We start from the raw sequence: 21979 nt of genomic DNA, 5'->3' as shown, positions 1-21979 counted from the left end.
CTTAGCGGCCAGCGCCGGCGTAAGGCAGGAGCGCCATCTCGCGCGCGTTCTTGATCGCCTTGGCGATCAGACGCTGCTCCTGCACCGAGACACCGGTGATACGACGGGCGCGGATCTTGCCGCGCTCCGAGATGAACTTGCGAAGAGTGGCGACATCCTTGTAGTCGATGACGCCGACGCGGATCGCCTTCGCGGGGGCGGCGTTCTTCGCGCCCTTCCGCGGCTTGCGGCGATCGCCGGTAGCCTTTCCAGCCATTGGTATTCCTTACGAGTTGTTCCGACGTTTCGACTCGCGCCTGCGGCGCTCGCTCAACGACCGGGAGAGAGTGTGAATCAGAACGGCGTGTCGTCGCCGTAGGAGCCGGGAGCCGACCAGGCATCCGGTGCGGCGGAGCCGGGAGTCGCCCACGGCTCCTCCTGCTGCACCTGCGGGCGCGACTGCTGGCCGCCCCCGTAGTTGCCGCCACCGCCGCCGCCCGAAGAGGCGGCGCGGGTCACCTGCGCGGTCGCGTACCGCAGCGAGGGGCCGATCTCGTCGACCTCCAGCTCGATCGCGGTGCGGTTGTTGCCGTCGCGGTCCTGGTACGAACGCTGCTTCAGGCGACCGGTCGCGATGACGCGGGCACCCTTCGTCAGCGAACCGGCGACGTGCTCGGCGAAGTCACGCCAGACCGACGCGCGGAGGAACAGCGCTTCGCCGTCCTTCCACTCGTTCGCCTGACGGTCGAACGTGCGGGGCGTCGACGCGATCGTGAAGTTCGCGACGGGCAGGCCGTTCTGCGTGTAACGCAGCTCGGGGTCTGCCGTGAGGTTGCCCACGACGGTGATGACGGTCTCGCCGGCCATCGTCCGTTACGCCTTCGCTGCCTTGCGGGCGGCCTTGGCCTCGGCGCGCTCCTTCTCGGCGGCGACCTGGGCGATCGCCTCCTCGGCGCGCAGGACCTTGGTACGCATGATCTGCTCGTTCAGCTTCAGCTGACGGTCGAGCTCCTGCGTGGTCTCGCTCGTGGCGGTGAAGTTGACGACGGCGTAGATGCCCTCGTTCTTCTTCTGGATCTCGTATGCCAGGCGGCGCTTGCCCCAGACGTCGACGTTCTCGATCGTGCCACCGTCACCGGTGATCACCTTGAGGAACCCGTCGAGCTTGGGGGCGACCTGACGCTCGTCGATCTCGGGGTCGAGGATGACCATGAGCTCGTACTGGTGTGAGTGCGTCACTAACCCACCTCCTTCGGACTAGAACGGATGCCGGGCATTTCCCGGCATCAGGAGGGTTGATGCACGTGTCGTGTCCGCGGCGGAGCGCGGGCAGACAACCACAACAGTCTAGCGGACGCGCGCGCTCTCCGCCGAATGCGCCCGGACGGCCCGGTAGCGTGAGGCGCATGAGCGCTCCCGAGGCATCCGCGCCCCAGGCCTTCTTCGACGCTCGCCCGCTCGTCGAGCCGGTCGACCGTGCCACGGTCCGCGCCTACGTGCGGGCGCTGCGCGCAGCCGGTCGGATGCCGCCGCTGCCGGTCGGCAGGATCGTGGTGGCGATCGTGGTCGGCGTGTTCTTCCTCTTCGTTTTCGGGACGACCTTCACCCAGATCGTCGTGGGGCTCCTCCTTTCGGGTGTGGGAAGCGCGGCGGCGGTCGGGGGAACGCTCGTGCTCCTCGTCGTCGCGGGCGTCGTCGCCGCGCTCATCTGGGCGTTCGCGACCGGGCGGATCGGGTCGAGCGGGATCCGCGCCTACCGGCTCGACCGGTTCGCGCAGGCGAACGGCATGACCTGGTACGCCGAGATCGACGACCCGCCGCTGCCCGGCATGATCTTCTCGCTCGGGCACACCCGCGCCGCCACCGACGCCGTGCGCGGCACACACCCGCGGTTCGCCGAGTTCGGGAACTTCCGTTACAAGACCGGGTCGGGCAAGAACGAGTCGACGCACCACTGGGGGTACGTCGCCGTCCGGCTCTCGACACCGCTGCCGCACATCGTGCTCGACGCCCGATCGAACAACGGCCTGTTCGGATCGAACCTTCCGGCATCCTTCGCCACGTCGCAGCGCCTCGGACTCGAGGGCGACTTCGACCAACACTTCACGCTGTACTGCCCCGCCGGCTACGAGCGCGACGCCCTCTATCTCTTCACGCCCGACATCATGGCGCGCTTCATCGACCAGGCCGCCGTCCTCGACGTCGAGATCGTCGACGACTGGATGTTCCTCTACACGCGCTCGCTCGTCTCGACGCTCGACTCGGCCCGGTGGGCGTGGCTCTTCTCGGTCGTCGGGGCGCTCAGTGACAAGTTCGCGCAGTGGGAGCGCTGGCGCGACGACCGGCTCGCGGCCCCGCCGGCAGCCGTGCCCGTGACGGATGCCTCGGCCACCGCCGCCGCACCCGTTCCGCTCCTGTCCCCGCCGCCCGGGGTCGCGCCGCAGGGACGCCGCCTCAGGCGCCGGTTCTCGTGGATCGGATTGCTGCTCGCGGTCCTGTTCTTCGGAGTGTGGATCTACGCGCAGGCCGTCGACATGTTCGGGTCGCCCTGACCATGCGCCGGGCACCTTCCCCCGAGACGCTCGACACGCGGGCGCTCACGGAGCCGCTGGATCGCTACGACGTGCGGGGATTCACCGACCGGCTCGCCGCGGCGCGCGAGCTGCCCGCGCGATGGTTCTCGCCGTGGCAGGTCGCGCTGATGATCGCGACAGCGGTCGGCAGCGGTGTGTTCGCGGGTGCTCTGGTGTGGTTCTCGTACCTGTCGCCTGCGGCCCCACCCCCGCAACTCGGGCCGGCGGTCTTCGCACTGTTCTCCGCGGGGATGTGCGTGGGGGCATCCTTCGTCGCCGCGCGCCTTCTGCGCGCCGCCCGCCCAGGAAGCGCCGCACGACGTCTGCGACTGAGCCGGTTCGCGCAGGCGAACGGACTGAATTACACGGCGCTCCGCCGCTTTCCGCGCTACCCCGGGATGCTCTTCCAGATCACCGCCGAGAGCGAATGCCTCGACGTCGTCTCGTACGATCGCCCGCGTCATGTCGAGGTCGGGTCCCTCCGCTACCGCATCGAAAGCGGTCGTGTCGACGTTGTCGCCCGGTGGGGGTACGCGGCGTTCCGTGTGCGCAACGAGCTGCCGCACATCGTGCTCGACGCGCGGAAGAACGGAAGCCTCGCCCGCGCGTCCACACCGATCGCCTTCGCCGGTGCGCAGACCCTGAGCCTCGAGGGCGACTTCGACCGCCACTTCTCGCTGTCGTGCCCGGTCGGCTACGAACGCGACGCACTTTATCTCTTCACCCCCGACATCATGGCGCGCGTGATCGACAACGCCGCAAGCCTCGATATCGAGCTGGTCGATGACTGGGTGTTCCTCTACAGCACGAGCGACCTCTCGACGACCGATCCGGAGCGGTGGCGGTGGATCCTTTCGGTCATCGAGGCGCTGACCGAGAAGATCGACCAGTGGGAACGCTGGCGCGATGAGCGCCTCGAGGACTCCGCCGACCGCCGTTCACCCCTCGAACCGCTCCCGATCGGCGTCGCACCCCCCGGCCGGCGACTGCGGCGCACGCTTCCGTGGCCGACGGTCGTCGTCCTCATCTCCCTGGGGATCGCTGCGGTGCTGGGCCTGCGCGCGATGTTCTTCCCGTCGTGAACGGAGCCTCGCGCCCGCGACGGTTCGCTCAGCAGTTCGGATGCCGGGTCAGCGCCAGAGCCGGCGCAGAAGCCGCTGGGTCACGCCACTCAAGAACATGATGAGCAGCGACCAATAGCCGATCTGCGGCACGAGCACCGACACGACGAGCGCGATGCCGAACAGGAGGATGAGCGACGAATCGAGCGCGAGCCCGTCACGCGCGTTCGCCTCGGCGCGCCCGTCGATCTCGGGGTGCGCCCGCAGATAGAGGCGGATGACGAACGATGCGACGCTCACCAGCAGGAGGCTGCCGATGTAGACCGCTCGCGTGAGCGCGTCGTCTGCGGGGAATGCGCCCGACATCGCGGTCGCGACCGGCAGCCAGACGATCGTCAGCAGCCACGCGCCGACGAGCCACATGAGTCCCGACGGCACCGCAGTGACGCGCCGGAACAACCGGTGATGGATCATCCAGAACATCAGGATCATCACAAAACTGATGACGAAGCTGATCAGTTGCTGCTGGTGGTCTCCGAACCACGCCGCGGCCGTGTGCTCATCGATGTCGGCATGATCGGTGACGCTCTCCATCAGCGGCAGGACGAGCAGCGTCATCGCGATGGCGACGGCCGCGTCGATGAACGCCGCAGTCCGTTCCGGGCTCAGTGCCTCGTCTCCCCGGCGGGACGTCGCCTTCTCGACCATGCCGCGATCGTAGCGCCGCGGGCACTCTTCCCGGTGCGTCGCGCATCCCCGTGCTGCGCCCGGCTCCGTTCACCCAGAATGGTCGCGTGAGGATCTCGGAATCGACCGCGCTGGACACGTCCGCCCTGACCGAGCCTTACGACGCCGACCTGGCGCGCGCGTACGCGAAACGCCTGCGACGTGAAGGGCGGTGGCCCCGTTACCGGGCACAATCGCTCCGCGGCGCCGTCGTGACCTCGATCATCCTCAGCCTCCTCATCGGCGGTCCGACGGTGTCGATCCTCGCGATCGCGCTGTCTCCCGAGGCAACGACTCCCTGTTGCGCTCGAACCTGCCCACGCGCATCGACCGCCGGCAGCGCCTCCGGCTCGAAGGCGATTTCGACCGCTTCTTCACGCTCTACTGCCCACGTGGTTACGAGCGCGACGCCCTCTACCTGTTCACGCCCGACATCATGACGCGATTCATCGACCGCGCCGCCGCCTTCGACATCGAGATCGTCGACGACTGGCTCTTCCTCTATTCCCGGCGACCGTTGTCGACGCTCGATCCGGAGACGTGGGAGTGGCTGTTCTCGGTGACCGCCACCCTCGACGTCAAGCTGGCACAGTGGGAACGCTGGCGCGATACACGTGCCGCCTCCGACGGCATCGCGACGCCCGCACCGATCGACCCGGCGACGATCACGCCGCCCCCGCGAGCGGTCGAGCTTCCGGGCCGGCGCTTACGCCTCCGCTTCGTGCGCACCGTCTCGCTCGCCGCCGTTGTCATCGTCGCGGGCCTCTACGGCGTGTTGTATCTGAGCGCCACGCTGTTCTGAGCAGGACCCGTCGCCTGCGCCGAGCCCGACCGCTGGGCGGCGAGCATTACCCGCCGTTCGCCGCGAACCGGATCTGCTCGAACCGCAGGCGTGCGGATCCGTCGAGGGTGACGCCGGTGACGCCGTCCCGCACCACCGCCGTCTGCGCGCCCTGCAGAAGCGGGATCGCAACCGCATCGGCGGCGAGCCGGCGCTGCAGAGCGCCCAGATCGAGATCGCCCTGCTGCGTCGGGGCGCGGTCATCGAGCCGCAGAAACGGCAGCAGCGTCGCGAGCGGATCGGCCGAGTCGGGGACCACGCTCCGTGCGAACACGGGAGGCGCGGACCGTTCGGCGGGCGTCGGGCTCGCGGTCCGGGTGGGATTCGGCGTGGCCGTGGGGGTTGCCGTGATCGTGGGCGTGGGAGAGGGCGTCGCGGGTGCCGGCTCCGTCAGCTCCACGGCGAAGAGCCCGTCGCGTTCGAGTTGCGCCTCGAGCACCCGGAGCACATCGCGGATCGGGTCGCCGGCATACGCCGCGTCGACGGTGATCTCGAGATCGACGGGCAGGGGGATGCCGGCGGCGTCGAGCGCCTCGCGCGCCTGCGCGGCATCCGGGCCCCCCGCGCCGTCGACGTCGCCCGTGCGGAACAGGTCGAGCGATCCCTCGACCTCGTCGGGGAGGAAGGCGAACAGCGGCGCATCGAGGCCCGAGTAGCCGGCCCGGGCGAGCTCGTCGCGGTCGACGAGCAGCGCGATGGCCTCGCGAACCGCGGGCGGCGGACCGTCGCCGCCTAACGCGAGCGCGTGCACATCGCGCACGGGTCCCTCGATCACGCTCTGCGACGCGCCGCCGCGCGCGGCCGCGAGGTCGGCCGGCGACAACCCGCGGAAGGCGACGTCGACGTCGCCCTGCCGCAGGGCGAGCGCCAGATTCTCCGACGTGTCGAACCGCGTGAGGATGACGACGCCGCGCGGCGAGGCATCCTCCTCCTGCTCGTCCTGATCTTCCTGGTCCTCCCCGTCCTGCCCCTCCTCATCGTCGCCGTCGTCGCGCTGCGTGCGCGCCCCGTCGATGTACGGCGTGAACTCGACGAGGCCTTCCGAATCCCACGAGGTGATGCGGTAGGCGCCCCCGAACGCGTCGGCGTCGACGATGTCCCGGTCAGGGGTGAGCGCGTCGGGAGCGAAGACCTCTTCGTCCACCACGGTCCCGGCGGCGCCTGTCAGGGCGAGCGGGAAGGACTCGTCATCGTCGTCGACGAGTGTGAAGACGATCGTCTGCGCGTTCGGGGTGTCGACGTCTGTGACGCGCTCCAGCAGCGCCGCCGCGCCGTTCGGGTCGTCGATCTCGCGGAGGCGGTCGATCGAGAACGCGACGTCCGAGCTCGTGAGCTCGTGTCCGTTCGCCCAATGAAGCCCGCCGGGCAAGGTCACGGTGTACTCGTCGGGAGCGGTGAACTCCGCGGTCTCTGCCAGGTCGGGGATGGCGTCGCCCCCGGCATCCGACTGCCGCAGCAGGGTCGGCAGCACTTGCGCCTGGACGAGTGCGGACGCCGGGTCTGTCGGGCCGGCGGGGTCGAGGGAGCCGATGCGCTCCGTCGTGCCGACGACGAGTGCCGGGGTACCCGAGGTCTCAGGGTTCGGGCGCACCGTCATCCCGCTCGGGCTGCACGCCGTGAGCAGCAGGGCGCCGATGGCGCCGGCGGCGACCTTCCCGACGACGTCGCCGGGGCGGGCGGGGCGTCGACGAGTCGTGCGTGCGGAGGCCATGGGGACCATTGTCCCCTTCTTGCGCCCGTCACCCTCCGCCGGCCCCCTACATCCCGTGACCGTCGTCGATGCCGATCGGCGCACTCATCCCTGCAGCGCCGCGAGCGCCTTGCGCAGGTCGGGGTAGCCACTCGTGTTCCACGCACCGTCGACGAGGATGTTCTCGCCGTTGACGTAGGACGCGTCGTCCGAGGCGAGGAAGAGCGCGACGGCCGCGATCTCCTCGGGCGCGGCAGGGCGTCCGGCCGGGATGCGCTCGAGGTAGGCATCCATCACACCCGGAACCTGAACGAGGCCGCCCGTCAGAGGGGCGAGACGAGTCCGGGGGAAACCGCGTTCACGCGGATACCCTCGGCCGCAAGTTCCAGGGCGGCGTTGCGGGTGAGCATCACGACGCCTGCCTTCGCGGTGGAGTAGCCGGCGCCGCCGAACATGGGCACCTGTGAGTTGAGCGAGGCGATGTTGACGATGCTGCCCGTCTTCTTCTCCGAGAGGAACTGCTTCGCACCGAGCTTGGTGCCGAGGAAGGCGCCGTACAGGTTGAGCCTGATGTTGAAGTCCCACGTGGCGAGGTCGGTCTCGATGATCGGGCCCGCCTTCGAGCCGCCCGCGACATTGAAGACGACATCGATGGTGCCGAACTTCTCGACGGCGGCGGCGAAGAGCGCCTCCATCGCGGCCTCGTCGGTGATGTCGGTGACCATTCCCTCGACTGCGGGGCCGAACGTCTCCGGCGCGGCGGCGACGGCGTCGGCGTTGATGTCGGCGACGAACACGCTCGCGCCCTCGTCGACCAGTCGACGCGTGATCGCCGCGCCGATGCCGGACACGCCGCCGGTGACGACCGCGACCTTTCCCTCGAAACGAGCCATGACACAACCCCTTTCCGGCGCCACTGTGGCGTCGATCCGTGACCGGCGCCGCGGTCGGCGCCGCACTCTCAGCCTACTCCTGTTATCGGACACATGTCAGATAAATCCGGAGTCCACTACAGTCCCGGTATGGATGCCCGGTTCGTACGCTCAAGGACGCTCCTGCGTGCCGCAGCCCTCGAGCTCGCCGCCGCGCGTCCCGTCGCCGACATCACCGTCGCCGAGCTCTGCCGCCGCGCCGGCGTCACTCGCGAGACGTTCTACCGGCATGCGCCCTCGGTCGCCGACCTGCTCGCGGCAGCCCTCGGAGAGGAGCTCGAGGCCGCCCTGGCTCGCGTGCCCCCCACGGAGCCGGTCGGAGTCGCCGAGCGTGCGCTGCTCACACACGTCGCCGATCGGGCCCTGGTCTATCGCCACGCCATGAACCCGCTCCTGATCGCCCCCGTCCGGCACTGGCTCGATCGATCCCTCCGTGCGGGCCTCACCGATCTCCTGGCGCGCCGCCCCGAGCTCGTGCCGAGCGAGATCGCAGGCGACCCCGTCGCGGTGAGCATGGCCGTGGCCTACGCCGCGGCGGGGACGATCGGCGCCGTCGAGGAGTGGCTACGCACGGGAGCGACGGATGTGGACCGTGCCGTCGAGATCGTCCTCGCGGCTTCCCCCCAGCTGTGGCTCGCTCCGGAGGATCCGTGACGCACGTCCGTCCCGCAGGGCGGCAGAACAACTCCACGCGCGGCGAGTTCCTTCTCACCTCACCAACACAGGCGATCTCACGAAGGAAGGTCGTTCTGGGCCGCCTGGTCCTGTCTCGGTGAGATCGCCTGTCTCCGTGAGGTGTCAGGGCGCAGACTCGCCGGATCCCGGCGCGGATGCCAGCCCGAACGCGTCGAGCTCGGCATCCGTCAGCATGCGGCTGCGGATGATGAAGCGGTTCCCCGTCGGGCCCTCCACGCTGAACCCGGCACCACGCCCCGGCACGACGTCGATCGTGAGGTGCGTGTACTTCCAGTACTCGAACTGCGCCGCCGAGATGAAGACCTCGATGGGGTCGTCGAGGCCCACGTCGAGCTCGCCGAGCTTCACGTCGGAGGGACCGGTCAGAAACATCCCGACGGGGAAGCACATCGGGGCGCTGCCGTCGCAGCATCCCCCCGACTGATGGAACATCAGCTTCCCGTGCTGCCCCGTCAGCTGGCGCAGCAGGGCCGCCGCCGCGTCGGTGACGGCGACCCTGCTGAGTGTGTCGTGCATCAGAAGAAGCCCATCGCGCCTTCGGCGTAGGACACGAGCAGGTTCTTCGTCTGCTGGTAGTGGTCGAGCATCTTCAGGTGGTTCTCGCGACCGATGCCCGACTGCTTGTACCCACCGAACGCCGCGTGCGCGGGGTACTGGTGGTAGGTGTTCGTCCAGACGCGTCCCGCCTCGATGCCGCGGCCCGCGCGGTACATCGTGTCGGCCGAGCGGCTCCAGACTCCGGCCCCGAGGCCGTACAGGGTGTCGTTGGCGGTCGAGATCGCGTCGTCGAAGTCGTCGAACGAGGTGACCGAGACGACCGGCCCGAAGATCTCCTCCTGGAAGATGCGCATGGAGTTCTGCCCCTCGAAGACCGTCGGCGCCACGTAATAGCCGCCGCTCAGCTCGCCGCCGAGGTCGACCCGCTCGCCGCCGGCGAGGAGCTTCGCGCCCTCCGCCTTGCCGATCTCGATGTAGCTGAGGATCTTCTCGAGCTGATCGTTCGAGGCTTGCGCACCGATCATCGTGGCCGGGTCGAGCGGGTTCCCCTGCACGATCTTCGACACGCGGTCGAGGCCGTCACCGAGGAACTGGTCGTAGATCGACCGCTGGATCAGCGCGCGCGACGGGCAGGTGCACACCTCGCCCTGGTTGAGCGCGAAGAAGGTGAAGCCCTCGAGCGCCTTGTCGTAGTAGGCATCCTTCTGCCGCGCGACATCCTCGAAGAAGATGTTCGCGCTCTTGCCGCCGAGCTCGAGCGTCACGGGGATGAGGTTCTGCGACGCGTACTGCATGATGAGCCGGCCGGTCGTCGTCTCACCGGTGAAGGCCACCTTGCGGATGCCCTTGTGCTGCGCGAGCGGCGCGCCCGCCTCGATGCCGAAGCCGTTGACGATGTTCACGACGCCCGCCGGCAGCAGGTCGCCGATGATCTCGAACAGGAACAGGATGGATGCCGGGGTCTGCTCCGCGGGCTTGAGCACGACGCAGTTGCCCGCGGCGAGCGCCGGGGCGAGCTTCCACGTGGCCATGAGGATCGGGAAGTTCCACGGGATGATCTGGCCGACGACGCCCAGCGGCTCGTGGAAGTGGTACGCGACGGTGTCCTCGTCGATCTGGCTCAGCGACCCTTCCTGCGCGCGGAGCACGCCCGCGAAGTAGCGGAAGTGGTCGATCGCGAGCGGGATGTCGGCGGCGAGCGTCTCGCGGATCGGCTTGCCGTTCTCCCACGTCTCCGCGACCGCGATCGACTCGAGGTTCGCCTCCATGCGGTCGGCGATCTTGTTGAGGATGTTGGCGCGCTCGGCGGGCGTCGTCTTCTTCCACGACTCGAACGCCTTCCAGGCGACGTCGACGGCCCGGTCGATGTCTTCGGAGGTGCCGCGGCCGACCTCGGTGAACGGCTTGCCGGTGATCGGGGTGATGTCCTCGAAGTACTGACCCTTCACGGGGTCGACGAACTCGCCCCCGATGTAGTGGCCGTACCGCGAGCGGTACTCGGCGAGCGCTCCGCGCTGGCCCGGGGCGGCGTAGACGCTCGAGACGCCTTCTTCGACGATGGTCATGGTGGTCTCCTTCGACGCATGATTCCGCGGCTTCCGTCGCCGCGGTTTCGGATGCCGGAGACTGTACGCACCGCAACGTTGCATTCGGTTGCGCGCGTCGCCCGTGCGTCAGAGGTGCGAATCCACCGCCCGGGTCTATCGGGCCGTCAAGAGGTCGATCACACGCGGGGCGACGAAGCGCCTGCGATAGGCCGTCGGATCCAGCTCCATGAGTATGTCGAGCTCGACGAGTTGCCGGATGATCTTGTTCGCCCGCTGATAGGAGAGGCCGAGCGCGCGCTCGACCGAGCGCACAGTGAAGGACGGGTTCGCGATGGCGAAGTCCACCACCGCATGCGTGGTTTCGGCGCGAACACCAGCCCCGCGCAACCTGTCTTTGAGTTCACCTTGCACAGCGACGAGGGCGACCATCTGCCGGCGGGTCAGATCAGCGGCACTTCGGAGGCCTTCCGCAAAGAACGATACGAACCCGTCCCAGTCGCCGGCGGCGCTCACACGGAGCAGGCGGTCGTAGTACTCGGCGCGCCGCGCTTCAAACCACGGCGAGACCGTGAGGGTGGGCTCGGAGAGCACCCCGCTCGTCAGCAGTTGCACGACGATCAGATAGCGCCCCAGCCGACCGTTGCCGTCACGAAAGGGATGTAGCGTTTCGAACTGGTAGTGGGACATCGCCGCAGCGACGACGGGGTCTATCCGATCGGAGTGATCGGCGCGCATCCAGGCGATGAGGTCCGACACCCCGGTCTCGAGGGCGATGCCGGGGGGTGCGGGAACGAAGCGCGCCGCTTCGATCGGCATGCCGGTGAGGTCGGCGTCCGACCTCACCCCGATCACGACCTGCGTGTCCCTCAGCCGACCCGAGACCGCATGAAGAGGTGAGCCGCGCATGAGCACTCCCTGCAACTCGCTGAGAAAGGCGGGAGAGAGCCCCTGACCTCTCGCGATGGCATCGAAGCCGGCGTTGGCCATGCGCACGTAGTTGAGGACCTCCACAAGTTCCGCGGTGTCGGGGTCGTCCTCGTCCGCGGTGAGCACGTCGCGCAACGGTGAGTAGGTCCCTTCCAGCTCAGAAGTACTCTGCGCTTCCTGACGAAGCGTGGGCGAGCGAAGCAGCGTCGGGTTCGGCAGCTGACGCGTGGTGCTGTCCAGGGCCGCGAGCGCGGCTCGCGCGTTCCCGACGGCCAGGTATGTCGAGCCGGACAGGCTCGGGGCGTCGCCCGCGAGGGGATCGGGAACGAAGGCGGAGTACGCCCACGCGCCCAGCGTGGGATGCGTGCCCTGGATAGGCACAAGGGATCCCGGAGATCGCGTGTCGAACATTGTGAGGTCCACAATGCAACAATAACGGCGGTTTAGTTGCTATGCATGCGTTCTTGTCGCGCAAAGCCGTCGTCCGGTTTCCGTCATCGACGTCAGAGATGCGAGTCCACCGCCCGGGTCAGTCGCAGGAACCGCTCGTTCTCCGCGAGGTCGTCGAGGAGCACCGCCTGCCCGTCCCCGTCCGCGAGCGGGATCTGCCAGTTCGGGTACTCCTTGTCGGTTCCCGGCTGGTTCTGCGTGCGCCGCTCGCCGACGGCATCCACCAGCGCGACACCGAGCAGCTCCGAGGGGGATGCCGTGATGAGGACGTTCAGAGCCTCGATCACGTCCTCTTCCGTCGGGTTCTCACCGATGAGTCCGCGCTCGCGGAGGAGGGAGAGCATCGCGGCGCGTTCGGCGTCGGCGTCGGCGACCTCCTCTTCGACGGGGCGGGTGAGCAGCCCGAGCCGCGCGCGGAGCGCGACATGCTCGTCGGCGAGATACCCCGCCGTCGGCGGGAGGTCGTGCGTGTTGACCGTCGCGAGCAGCGCCTGCCGGTACTGCTCGGGCGGGCGGAAACCGTCGCCCTCGCGCTCGAACCACAGCACGGACGTGCCGAGGATGCCGCGGTCGGACAGGTAGTCGCGCACCCACGGCTCGACGTTGCCGAGGTCCTCGCCGATGAGCACCGCCCCCGCTCGCTGCGCCTCGAGGGTCAGCACCCCGATCATCGCCTCGTGGTCGTAGCGGACGTACGTTCCCGCGGCGGGCGAGAGCCCCGCGGGGATCCACCAGAGCCGGAAGAGCCCGATGACGTGGTCGATCCGCAGCGCCCCCGCGTGCCGGAGGAGCGCGCGCACCATGTCGCGGACCGGACCGTAGCCGACCTCCGCGAGCGCGTGCGGCAGGAACGGCGGCTGATCCCAGGTCTGCCCCTGCTGGTTGTACATGTCCGGCGGGGCACCGACCGACATGCCCTGCGCGTACAGGTCGCGGAGCGACCAGGCATCCGAACCCTCCGTGTGGACGCCCACGGCGAGGTCGTGCATGATCCCGATCGCCATACCCGACGCCTTCGCGGCCGCCTGCGCGCGCGCGACCTGCTGATCGGCGATCCACTGCAGCCAGATGTGGAAGTCGACGCGGCCCGAGAGCTCGTCGCGCAGCTCGGCGACGAGGGGCGAGTGGATGTCCCACGCCTCGGCGGGGCGATCCTCGGGTGCGACGCCGGCGTAGTGCTCTTCGAGCGCGCACCAGAGGGCGAAGTCCTCGAGCGCCTTCCCCTCGCGGGAGGCGAACGCGTCGAGCTCGATCCGGCGGCCGGGCGAGAGGGGAGCCGTGAAGATCGCGTCGAGGGCGGCGCGCTTGGCGGCCCACACGCCGTCGCGGTCGATGCGGGTCGGGTCGTCATCGGACGCGGCGACCGGCGCCCGCGCGGCCTCGACGACCGCCCGCTCGGTCGGGGTCAGGTAAGCGACCTCGCGGATGTCCTCGGGACGCACATAGAGCGGCGCGAGGAAGCGCCGGTTCGCGGGCCGATACGGCGACGCCTCGATCGGGCTCGTCACCTCGGCCGCGTGGATCGGGTTCACCAGCAGGAAGTCGGCGCCCTGATCTCCCGCGATCGCGGCGAGATCGCCGAGGTCGGCGAAGTCGCCCATGCCCCACGACGAGCGCGAGCGCACCGAGTACAGCTGTGCCATGAGCCCCCACCCGCGACCGCGGCCCGGCCGCGTCGGCGGCTTCGGAAGGCGCTCGGGGGTGACGACGAAGGGGACGGATGCCGTGCGGCTCGGCTCCGCGCTCTGGCTGTCACCGCCGAACGCGGTCTCGACGGCGTGGACCGTATGCCACCCGAGCGGCACGTCGCCCGGCACCGGCACCTCGACGCGCCACCGGCGGACGCCGTCGACCTCTCGCGACTGCGGCTGCTGATCGGGGATCCAGACCTCGCGCGACGATCCGTCCTCCAGCGTCAGCGAGACGCGCACGTCGTGCCCGTCGGCGACGTGGACGAGGAGGTTCCGCGCGCCGATGCGCGACACGAACGACGGCGGAAGAAGCTCGCGCCACGGCGCATCTTCCGCGGCGGCGAGAGCGGCGCTGATCTCGGCATCCGTCTCCACCTCCACCGACATGGCCCGCAGCACGGCGCGGAGGGTGGATGCCGGGACGGTCACCCGGTCGCCGAAGAACGACCAGTACGACGTCGCGACGCCGTGGGCCTCGGCGAGCGCGATGAGGTCGGGGGTGGGTGCGTCGTCGGTCATGGCTGCCTCCGTGGGAGAGTCCGTGCTCGCCATCCTGCCAGGCGCAGGCCGCGCAGGAGGGCGGCGCGCGAGCGCCTCAGCGCTCGAGCGCGTCGAGGCGTGCGACCAGGCCCGCGCGGCGGGGCGAGCGTGCGGGCAGCATCTCGAGGGCGAGGCGGAGCACCTCGGCATCCTCCGCACCGTCTTCCGTGTCGGCGTAGGCGAGAAGAACGTCGACGGATGCCTCGCTCAGCAGCGCCTCGCGCAGCGCGAGCCGGATCGTGTCGCGGAACTCCTCGACGCCCGGGGCGACCGAGTCGGGCAGCGCGGGGCCGCGGTAGGCGGCGAGCGCGACGCGGTGGGCGCCGCGGTCGAGCAGCGAGATCACCTGGTGCGCGTCGGTGTCCAGATCCGCGGTCAGCCGGTAGGGGCGCGAGGCTGGGATGAGCTGAGGCGCGAGCCGCTCGAGCACCTTCCGCAGGCGCACCATCTCGGGGCGGAGCGCGCCCTCGCCCGCACCGGCGCCGTAGACGAGCTCGGTGAGGCGCTCGGCCGACAGCCCCTGGCGGTGGACTGCGAGCATGAGGAGGATTTCGGCGTGGCGGGCCGAGATCTCCGCGACCGAGGTCGTGCCGGCGCTCGTCGTGTCGAGGAGAGCCCGGTCACGGCCCAGCACCCGAAGGGTCGCCGTCTCGGGTGGACTGGATGCCGCAGCTCCACGCCCGACACCACGCCCCGCGCCCCGGCGCACCGGAATCGGGGCGGTCGCCGCGCGGGCCCGCAGGCGCGCGACGAGCAGTTCGCCCTCGACCGCGCGTGCCGTGGCATCCACCAGCAATTGCGCCTGCGGAGTGGCGGCCTCGATTCCGCCGGTGACGTCGATGACGCCGAGCAGGCGCCGCGTTTCGGGGTCGTGGACGGGCGCCGCGGTGCACGACCACGGCTGCACGAACCGGTTGAAGTGCTCCGCGCCGTGGATCTGCACCGACCGGCCCAGGGTGAGCGCGGTTCCCGGCGCCGACGTGCCGACGGCTTCCTCCGACCAGTTCGCCCCGGCGACGAAGCCCATGTCGCCGGTCAGCGCGCGGACGTTCCGGTCTCCCTCGACCCACAGCAGACGACCGGCGGCGTCGCCGACGGCGACCACCACCCCGGCATCCGTCTCCGGCAGCAGAAGCGCGCGGATCATGTCCATCGCCCCGGCGAGCGGGTGGGCGCTGCGATACGCCTCGAGCTCGTCCTCGGTCAGATCGATCGGCGGCGATCCGTCGGCACCGCCGAGGTGGGCCAGCGAGCGTCGCCACGAGTCCTGCACGAGGCTCCGGATCTGGCTCAGCCTCGGGTCGGCCTGATTGCCGCCGACGAACTCCTCGTGCGCGCGCTCGATGAGAAGACGCGACGTCTCGGGTGAGACCTCGCGACGAGACGACCACGACGAGGGCACGGCGACTCCGTTCGACGATGAGGAGCGTGCGGCAAGTCTAGGTCGCGGACGGCGATCGCGGCAGTCTGCGCGGGGCGATCGTCGGCACACCGTCGACGGGGTCGGGGTAGACCCGAGCATCCAGTCCGAACGCGTCGCGAAGAAGCTCCGTCGTCACGATCTCGCCCGGCGCGCCCGTCGCTGAGACACGACCTCCGGCCACGACGACGGCCGCATCGCTGTAGCGCGCCGCCATGCTCAGGTCGTGGAGCACCATCAGGACCGTCCGGCCCGACTCGTGCGCGAGCGCGTGCACGATCTCCAGGATCTGCACCGAGTGCGCGATGTCGAGATGTGTGGTCGGCTCGTCGAGCACGAGCACCGGCGTGTCCTGCGCGAGGCACATCGCGATCCAGGCGCGCTGGCGCTGCCCACCGGACAGCTCGTCGAGCGGGCGGCCGGCGAGGGCGGCGACGTCCATCCGCTCCATCGCCGCCTGAACGTGCTCTTCGTCCTCATGCGACCACTGCCGGTACCACGGCTGATACGGCTGGCGTCCTCGTGCGACGAGGTCGCCCACGGTCAGCCCCTCGGGCGCGACCGCGGTCTGCGGGAGCATCGCGAGACGCCGCGCGAGGGCCTTCGGGGCGATCGTCGAGATGTCGTCCCCATCGAGGCGCACCTGGCCCGCGAGGGGGCGACTGAGCCCGCCGATCGCGCGCAGCAGCGTCGACTTGCCGCTGCCGTTCGGGCCGATGATGCACGTCACCTCGCCGGGGCGGGCTTCGAAGCTCGCGTCGCGACCACCGTGCGGCGGTCGTATCCGACGCTGACCGTGTCGAGGACGATGGCGCCTCCACTCATGCGCGTGCCTCGCGGATGATCCGAACCAGCAGGACGAGAAGCACGATTCCTCCGAAGATCGAGGTGACGACGCCCACGGGGAGCTCGACGGGCAGGTGATGCGCCACGAGGTCTGCGGCCGTCACGAGGACGGCGCCCAGCACCCCCGCCGCGAGAACGGGCGGTCCGGGCGTGCCGAACAGACGCATCGCGATCTGAGGGGCGACGAACGCGACGAACCCGATCGGCCCCGCCGCGGCGATCGCGACCGCCACGAGCGCGACGGCGACGAAGAGCAGCACGCCCTGGGTCGCGCCGACGCGCACTCCGAGCGAGCGCGCCTGGTCGGGTCCGAGGCGCAGTGCCGCGAGGCCCGGCGCCACGATCGCCGTCACGACGATCGCTCCGACGCAGACCGGCAGCACCATCAGGACGTCGGTCCACGACGAACTCCCGAGCGAACCGGCGAGCCAGCGCATCGCGACGGCCGCCCACTCGACGTCGGCGACCATCAGCAGCCACTGCGTCAGCGCGCCGCAGATCGCCGTGATGCCGACGCCGACGAGCACCAGCCGCAGCGGGTCGAGACCACCCCGCGACGCGAGCGCCACGACGATCGCCGTCACCACCAGTCCGCCGACGAGGGCGGCGAGCGGCACCGACACGATGCCCGCGAGGCCGGGGAGCGGCACGACGAACGCGATCACGGCGAAGACGCTCGCGCCGCTCGTGACACCGAGGATGTCGGGGCTGGCGAGCGGATTGCGCGTGATCGACTGCGTGATGCCGCCCGCCATGCCGAGCGCGAACCCGACGACGAGGCCGGTCGTCTCCCGAGCGAGGCGGCGCCCCACGACGATCCGGTCGACGCGATCACCGCCCCCCGCGACGACGTCGAACACGCGGTCGAGGGGGATCCACAGCGTGCCGGCCGTCGCGGCGACGAGCGTGACGAGAGCGAGCGCGACGAGGCATCCTGCGAAGGCGAACGCGTAGCGGCGCCGCAGACGGATGCCGACGCCCCCTGCAACCAGTCCCGTGCGACCCAGGACGACGCGGTCGACGCGCAGCGACGCGCCGCGCATCCCCTCGGCCCGACCCACATCGCCGACCGTGCTCACAGCGTCGCGCCCTTCTTGCGCGTCACGATCGCGATCATCACCGGCGCGGCGACGATCGCGACGACGAGACCGACGGGAAGTTCGCCATCGCGTGTCGAGATGCGGCCTAAGACATCGGAGAGGAGCAGGATCACGCCCCCCGCGAGCGCCGCGAGCGGCACCAGCACCCCGTAGCGCGGCCCAGACACCCACCGGACGGCCCAGGGCGCGGCGATCCCGAGGAACGCGATCGGACCGCAGACGGCGGTCGCTGCCGCGGCGAGGACGGTAATCGCGACGACGCCCACGATGCGGACGGCGGCGACGTTGTTGCCGAGGCTCCGCGCCACGTCGTCGCCGAGGCCGAGCGCCGTCACCCCCGGTGCGTTGACGAGCGCGAGCACCAGCCCGACCGCGATGAGCGCGAGGACGAGGGGGACCGCTTCGGTCGGTCTGCCCGAGAGCGACCCCACGGCCCAGTAGCGCACGACATCGAGCGACTGCCGATCGAGGAGCACGACGGCGGTCGTCAGCGCGGTGAGCACCGCACCGAGCGCCGCGCCAGCGACGGTGAGGGTCAGCGGCGAGGCATCCGTTCGCCCGTCCGGGCCGCCTCCCCACGCGAGCGACACCACGACGATCGTCGCGGCAGCGGCGCCCACGAGCGCGGCACCGACGATCTCGAGAGGTCCCGAGCGGTCGAACGCGAAGGTCAGCACGACGACGCCGAGCGCCGCGCCGGAATTGACGCCGAACAGGCCCGGTTCGGCGAGAGGATTGCGGGTGTGGCCCTGCATGAGCGCGCCCGCCGCGCCGAGGGCGAGACCCACCGCGAGGCCCAGGACGGTGCGTGGAAGGCGCTGGGTGAGGATGACCGTCGCTTCCGGGGTCGCCGCCCCGCCGAAGAGCGCGGCGAGCACATCGCCCGGCGCGATCGCGTTGCTCCCGACCATGAGACTCACGGCGAACGCCGCGAAGACGGCGATCACGGCGATCGCGACCGCGACCGCATCGCGGCGTCGCCGGTGACGCCGGCGTGCGGGGAGAGTGCCGACGTCGGTCGCGGGGGTCAGCGTCGAGGTGGTCATGGGTCGTCTCGTGCGGAGGCGGCGGTCGATGACGCCGGGTTCTCAGCAGTCTTTAAGGTTAGGCTACCCTAAGTGAAAGCGCCACTCGGCGCACCGCCTCCCCTTTCTGCGATCGGAGTCCCCATGTCCCTCGCCCTCCCCGGCCGCCGCGCCCGTCGCCTCGCGACGCTCGCCGCCGCGGCCGCCGCCACCGCTCTCCTCCTCACGGCATGCTCCGGATCGTCCGACCCGGCCGAGACGGGCACCACCGCAGCGACGACCGCGCCCGAGGTCGACGCCGACTTCTTCTTCGAGGCCGGCGACCTGCCGGCCTCGCCGACGCGCGTCGTCGCCCTGTGGCGTACCGGCGCCGAACTCGTCGACATCGGCGTGATCCCGGTCGGGACGCTCGATGACGAGATCCGCGAGACCGAGCTCACCCCCGAGCAGTGGGAGTCCGCGCAGGACGTGCCGACCGTCGGCAGCTTCGAAGGCGTCGACATCGAGAAGATCATCGACCTCGACCCAGACCTCGTCATCGGCATGGACAACGGCGGTCTCGGCATCGACTACGAGTCGATCGGCGAGCTGTACCCCGTCCGCATCCTGAAGGTCGCCGAGCCGACCGACGTGTGGGACAACTACGAGACGGTCGCGGCCCTCGTCGGACGTTCGACCGACTTCGACAAGAAGGTCGCCGAGCTCGACGCCCGCCTCGCCGACATCCAGAGCACCTACGGCGACGCCCTCGACGGCGCGCTGACGACGTCACTCAGCGCCATGCAGGGATCAGTGCTCGTCGACACGAGCAAGTCGCTGTCGTACCGCCGTCTCGTCGCCGCAGGGTTCACCTACAACCCGGTGTACACCGACAACCCCGAGCGCTACGTCACGCAGCTGAGCCTCGAGAACCTCCCGAGCCTCGCCGACCAGAAGATCCTCTTCCACTCCGCCGCGCTTGACGGGTCGGTGTCGCCCGACGTGCAGGCGCTGCTCGACGAACCGGCCTTCGCCGAGCTCCCCGCAGTGACGGAGGGTCACCTGTACCCGCTGCGCGGGTCCGTCATCTACACGTTCGCCGGCGCGGATGCCATGGTCGACGACCTCGAAGCGGCCGCCCAGGCGTTCGCAGGGGAGTGAGGTTCTCCCATGACAGACATCACCGACCGCCCGCAGGCGGAGCTACGCGGTTTCCCCATCCGCATCCGCGAGCTCACGCTGCTGCGGCGCGAGCTCGTCACGCCGCTCATGCTCCGGGTCACTCTCGGCGGCCCGGAGCACGTCGGGTTCGAGAGCCACATCGCTGACGAGCACATCAAGCTCATCTTCCCCGACCCTGAGACGGGCGAGCTGAACGTCCCGACGCAGAACGGCGACGTGATCGACTGGCCGCGTCCGCTGCCTCCGACCCGCGACTACACGGTGCGCCGCTACGATCCGGGTGCCGGCGAGGTCGACATCGACGTCGTCGTGCACACCGTGGGGCTCGCCTCGACGTGGGCGCAGCAGGCGCCGATCGGGTCGCGGATCCCCGTCGCGGGTCCGCCCCGCGGCATCCACATCCCCGACGAGTTCACGTGGCAGGCGTACTTCGGCGACGAGACGGCTCTGCCTGCCATCGCCCGTCGGGTCGCGGAGCTACCGCGCTCGACCCGCGGATACGCGGTCATCGAGGTGCAGAACGCCGCCGAGGAGCAGCCTCTCGACGCGCCCGAGGGGGTCGAGGTGCGGTGGCTGCACCGCGCCGACCGGCCTCGACAAGCACCAGTTCGACGTCACGGGGTACTGGCGCCGAGGCGCCGCCGGCGACGAGATGGAGCACCACGGCATCGCGCACGCGCTCAAGCACCTCTTGAAGATCGACCACTGACGCGGCCCTGGTGGGCGGGTCCGGGCTCTCAGCCCCGAGCCGCCCACCAGGCGCGCAGGCGCTCTTCCGCGGCATCCGGCCCGAGGACGCCCTCGTCGAGGCGCAGATCGAGGAGGAACCGGTAGGCCTCGCCCACCTCGCGCCCGGGCGGGATGCCGAGGACCTCCTGAATCCGGTTGCCGTCGAGCTCGGGACGCATCGCGTCGAGCTCCTCCTGAGCGGCGAGGTCGGCGATGCGCCGCTCGATGTCGTCGTACGCGGCCGACAGGCGCGCGGCCTTGCGGCGGTTGCGCGTCGTCACGTCGGCGCGGGTGAGGATGTGCAGACGCTCGAGCTCGTCCCCGGCATCCCGCACGTACCGCCGCACCGCGGAGTCGGTCCACGCGCCCTCGGAATAGCCGAAGAACCGGAGATGCTGTTCGACGAGCTGGCTCACCGACGAGATCGTGTCGGAGTCGAAGCGCAGGGCCTGCAGGCGCTTGCGGGCCAGGCGCGCGCCCTTGAGATCGTGGTGGTGGAAGCTCACCCCACCGCCCGGTTCCAGCTTCCGCGTCGCGGGCTTGCCGATGTCGTGCAGCAGCGCGGCGAGGCGGAGCGTCACGTCGGGCGCGGCGCCCGGGTGCCGCGCGTGCTCGAGGTCGATCGTCTGCTGGAGGACCGTCAGCGAGTGCTCGTAGACGTCTTTGTGGTGGTGGTGCTCGTCGATCTCGAGGCGGAGCGCGGGGATCTCGGGGACGATCTCGCCCATGAGTCCCGTGTCGACGAGAATCCGGATGCCGCGGGCCGCGTCGTCGCACGCGAGGAGCTTGACGAGCTCGGCCTGCACCCGCTCGGGGCTGACGATCCGGATCGACTCCCGCAGCCGCGCCATCGCCTCGAGGGTGTCGGGGGCGACGTCGAACCCGAGCTGCGCCGCGAACCGCGCCGCGCGGAGCATGCGCAGCGGATCGTCGCCGAAGCTCACGTCGGGGTCGGACGGCGTGCGGAGGGTGCCGGAAACGAGGTCTTCGACCCCGCCGGTCGGGTCGACCAGGGCGGGCAGCGGCAGGCGCAGGGCCATCGCGTTGACGGTGAAGTCACGGCGGACGAGGTCGGCGTCGAGCGCGTCGCCGAACTCGACGGTAGGCTTGCGGGTCACGCCGTCGTAGCTGTCGGCGCGGTACGTCGTGATCTCGACCTGCTCGGCGGTTCCCGACGGTCCCGGGATCTTCGCCCCGATCGTCCCGAACGCCCGCCCGATGTCCCACGTCGCGGTCGCGAGGGGCTTCACGATGCGGAGGATGTCGTCGGGACGCGCGTTCGTGGTGAGGTCGAGGTCGTTGGTCGTGCGGCCGAGCAGCGCGTCGCGGACCGGCCCCCCGACGATCGCGATCTCGAAGCCCGCCTCGGCGAACGCCGCTCCCAGCCGCGCCATGATCGGCGAGGTCGCGAGCGACCCCAGTCGGTCGAGGCCTTCGGCCATGTTGAGCATGGTTTCCAGCCTACCGGCGAGGGTCGGCGGGGCCGGCGGGGGTCGGCGGGGCCGGCGGTGTCCGGTGGGACTGCGGCGTCCGGTGGGACTGCAGCG

Annotated in this window: 22 protein-coding genes; 6 read left to right on the top strand and 16 right to left on the bottom strand. The window is 70.3% G+C overall.

Features of this window, described 5'->3' with window-relative positions; translation table 11 throughout:
• Position 1: 1 nt before the first annotated feature.
• From rpsR to rpsF, 3 genes are all read right to left on the bottom strand, one after another.
• The gene (gene rpsR / locus ACRVYW_RS12950) at positions 2-256 is read right to left on the bottom strand and encodes a 30S ribosomal protein S18 (protein ID WP_005054609.1); all 255 of its coding nucleotides are present in this window, start codon (positions 254-256) and stop codon (positions 2-4) included.
• Between the two features lie 77 nt (positions 257-333).
• Positions 334-846 carry a single-stranded DNA-binding protein gene (locus tag ACRVYW_RS12945; protein ID WP_431805153.1) on the bottom strand — a complete coding sequence of 171 codons (513 nt, stop codon included), beginning with the start codon at positions 844-846 and terminating at the stop codon, positions 334-336.
• Positions 847-852: 6 nt separating this feature from the next.
• Positions 853-1191, bottom strand: coding sequence for a 30S ribosomal protein S6 (rpsF, locus tag ACRVYW_RS12940; protein WP_431805181.1), 339 nt, complete (start codon positions 1189-1191; stop codon positions 853-855).
• A gap of 194 nt (positions 1192-1385) precedes the next feature.
• Between rpsF and ACRVYW_RS12935 the strand changes: the two genes are divergently transcribed.
• Positions 1386-2531 (top strand): hypothetical protein, encoded by a 1146-nt coding sequence (locus tag ACRVYW_RS12935; RefSeq protein WP_431805152.1) that lies wholly within the window; start codon positions 1386-1388, stop codon positions 2529-2531.
• 2 nt (positions 2532-2533) lie between these two features.
• A complete protein-coding gene (locus ACRVYW_RS12930) occupies positions 2534-3634 on the top strand; it encodes a hypothetical protein (RefSeq protein ID WP_431805151.1) in 1101 nt (366 codons plus the stop codon).
• A 48-nt stretch (positions 3635-3682) separates the two neighbouring features.
• Here the strand turns inward: ACRVYW_RS12930 and ACRVYW_RS12925 are convergent, their stop codons facing one another.
• Complete coding sequence (locus ACRVYW_RS12925) at positions 3683-4321, bottom strand: TMEM175 family protein (RefSeq protein ID WP_431805150.1); 639 nt, start codon at positions 4319-4321, stop codon at positions 3683-3685.
• A 319-nt stretch (positions 4322-4640) separates the two neighbouring features.
• Between ACRVYW_RS12925 and ACRVYW_RS12920 the strand changes: the two genes are divergently transcribed.
• Positions 4641-5141 carry a hypothetical protein gene (locus ACRVYW_RS12920; RefSeq protein WP_431805149.1) on the top strand — a complete coding sequence of 167 codons (501 nt, stop codon included), beginning with the start codon at positions 4641-4643 and terminating at the stop codon, positions 5139-5141.
• A 46-nt stretch (positions 5142-5187) separates the two neighbouring features.
• Here ACRVYW_RS12920 and ACRVYW_RS12915 read toward each other — a convergent pair whose 3' ends face one another.
• The 3 genes from ACRVYW_RS12915 to ACRVYW_RS12905 form a co-directional block, all read right to left on the bottom strand.
• Entirely contained in the window at positions 5188-6891 is a 1704-nt protein-coding gene (locus ACRVYW_RS12915; protein ID WP_431805148.1) for an ABC transporter substrate-binding protein, read from the bottom strand.
• A gap of 84 nt (positions 6892-6975) precedes the next feature.
• Positions 6976-7197, bottom strand: coding sequence for an SDR family oxidoreductase (locus ACRVYW_RS12910; RefSeq protein ID WP_431805180.1), 222 nt, complete (start codon positions 7195-7197; stop codon positions 6976-6978).
• Positions 7194-7763, bottom strand: a complete 570-nt coding sequence (locus ACRVYW_RS12905) for an SDR family NAD(P)-dependent oxidoreductase (protein WP_431805147.1) — start codon at positions 7761-7763, stop codon at positions 7194-7196. Before ACRVYW_RS12905 ends, ACRVYW_RS12910 begins: the two co-directional genes overlap by 4 nt.
• 93 nt (positions 7764-7856) lie before the next feature.
• Between ACRVYW_RS12905 and ACRVYW_RS12900 the strand changes: the two genes are divergently transcribed.
• Complete coding sequence (locus tag ACRVYW_RS12900) at positions 7857-8456, top strand: TetR/AcrR family transcriptional regulator (RefSeq protein ID WP_431805146.1); 600 nt, start codon at positions 7857-7859, stop codon at positions 8454-8456.
• A gap of 144 nt (positions 8457-8600) precedes the next feature.
• Here the strand turns inward: ACRVYW_RS12900 and ACRVYW_RS12895 are convergent, their stop codons facing one another.
• The 8 genes from ACRVYW_RS12895 to ACRVYW_RS12860 form a co-directional block, all read right to left on the bottom strand.
• On the bottom strand, positions 8601-9014 hold the full coding sequence (locus ACRVYW_RS12895) for a DUF779 domain-containing protein (protein WP_431805145.1): 414 nt from the start codon (positions 9012-9014) through the stop codon (positions 8601-8603).
• Positions 9014-10561: an acetaldehyde dehydrogenase ExaC gene (exaC, locus tag ACRVYW_RS12890; protein WP_431805144.1), complete on the bottom strand. Its 1548-nt coding sequence runs from the start codon at positions 10559-10561 to the stop codon at positions 9014-9016. Before exaC ends, ACRVYW_RS12895 begins: the two co-directional genes overlap by 1 nt.
• Before the next feature lie 135 nt (positions 10562-10696).
• Complete coding sequence (locus ACRVYW_RS12885) at positions 10697-11881, bottom strand: Fic family protein (RefSeq protein ID WP_431805143.1); 1185 nt, start codon at positions 11879-11881, stop codon at positions 10697-10699.
• A gap of 92 nt (positions 11882-11973) precedes the next feature.
• Positions 11974-14130, bottom strand: a complete 2157-nt coding sequence (malQ, locus tag ACRVYW_RS12880) for a 4-alpha-glucanotransferase (RefSeq protein WP_431805142.1) — start codon at positions 14128-14130, stop codon at positions 11974-11976.
• Between the two features lie 76 nt (positions 14131-14206).
• Positions 14207-15553, bottom strand: coding sequence for a GAF domain-containing protein (locus ACRVYW_RS12875; protein ID WP_431805141.1), 1347 nt, complete (start codon positions 15551-15553; stop codon positions 14207-14209).
• 37 nt (positions 15554-15590) lie between these two features.
• Positions 15591-16301: an ABC transporter ATP-binding protein gene (locus ACRVYW_RS12870; RefSeq protein WP_431805140.1), complete on the bottom strand. Its 711-nt coding sequence runs from the start codon at positions 16299-16301 to the stop codon at positions 15591-15593.
• A 91-nt stretch (positions 16302-16392) separates the two neighbouring features.
• A complete protein-coding gene (locus ACRVYW_RS12865) occupies positions 16393-17496 on the bottom strand; it encodes a FecCD family ABC transporter permease (protein ID WP_431805139.1) in 1104 nt (367 codons plus the stop codon).
• Entirely contained in the window at positions 17493-18563 is a 1071-nt protein-coding gene (locus ACRVYW_RS12860; RefSeq protein WP_431805138.1) for a FecCD family ABC transporter permease, read from the bottom strand. Before ACRVYW_RS12860 ends, ACRVYW_RS12865 begins: the two co-directional genes overlap by 4 nt.
• A gap of 123 nt (positions 18564-18686) precedes the next feature.
• On the opposite strand from ACRVYW_RS12860, the gene ACRVYW_RS12855 reads away from it, so the two are divergent.
• Positions 18687-19682: an ABC transporter substrate-binding protein gene (locus ACRVYW_RS12855; RefSeq protein WP_431805137.1), complete on the top strand. Its 996-nt coding sequence runs from the start codon at positions 18687-18689 to the stop codon at positions 19680-19682.
• Positions 19683-19691: 9 nt separating this feature from the next.
• On the top strand, positions 19692-20537 hold the full coding sequence (locus ACRVYW_RS12850) for a siderophore-interacting protein (RefSeq protein WP_431805136.1): 846 nt from the start codon (positions 19692-19694) through the stop codon (positions 20535-20537).
• Here the strand turns inward: ACRVYW_RS12850 and ACRVYW_RS12845 are convergent.
• The gene (locus ACRVYW_RS12845) at positions 20441-21883 is read right to left on the bottom strand and encodes a CCA tRNA nucleotidyltransferase (protein ID WP_431805135.1); all 1443 of its coding nucleotides are present in this window, start codon (positions 21881-21883) and stop codon (positions 20441-20443) included. The two genes, ACRVYW_RS12850 and ACRVYW_RS12845, sit on opposite strands and share 97 nt — an antisense overlap.
• Between the last annotated feature and the right edge of the window lie 96 nt (positions 21884-21979).

This window comes from Microbacterium sp. bgisy203 (genome assembly GCF_965345155.1).
In the GTDB taxonomy this organism is placed as follows: domain Bacteria; phylum Actinomycetota; class Actinomycetes; order Actinomycetales; family Microbacteriaceae; genus Microbacterium.
This window is presented reverse-complemented; position numbering and strand designations above follow the sequence as displayed.